This is a genomic window from Pseudonocardia charpentierae (assembly GCF_031845345.1).
Classification (GTDB): Bacteria; Actinomycetota; Actinomycetes; order Mycobacteriales; family Pseudonocardiaceae; genus Pseudonocardia; species Pseudonocardia charpentierae.
In genome coordinates this window covers 1-520 of the sequence record NZ_JAVREJ010000103.1, presented here as the reverse complement: position 1 = coordinate 520, position 520 = coordinate 1, and the positions used below count along the sequence as shown (strand labels likewise).

The 520-nt window shown below is 72.7% G+C and carries 1 pseudogene; it reads right to left on the bottom strand.

The annotated features are described in order from the left end of the window. Positions 1-49: 49 nt before the first annotated feature. Positions 50-520: pseudogene (locus RM445_RS32050) on the bottom strand (hypothetical protein); the annotation flags it as partial.

Below are 520 nucleotides of genomic sequence, written 5' to 3'. Positions count from 1 at the left end.
ACCGACACGACGGTGAGGTCCGTGTCGCTGTCGTTGGTGAGCACTTGCGTCAGAGAGTACGTCTCGGGCGGTACCGCGGCGGGCAACGCCCGCGTGCAACAGGAGGGTTGGCCGCGATCCTCGCGTTAGCGACGGCGGCGGTGCGGCTGCCGGCAGCGGACGGCGCGCCGCCGGTCCGGTTCGTCGCGAGCGCGGTTATGTCGTCGGTGTCCCCGAGCCGCTGACGTCCGCGCGTGGCGGCGTTCCCGATCCCGGCCCGCCTGGCCGCGCACTCCGCCGACCGGGGCGGGTGGCTCGCCGCGCTGCGCAGGTTCGTCAGGCCGGCCTCGTCGATGCGCATCAGCAGCTGGGCCAGTCCCGGCTCGAAGACCTCGACGGCGAGGTGGTCGACCTCCGACGACATGTTCAGCTCCGGCACGCGCATCGGGGGCATCGCCACCCGGGTGAACCAGTCCTTCCACTCCCGCGGCAGGGTCCGCTCGGTGGCACCGATCTCGGTCGCCTGTCGCACGACGTCCAG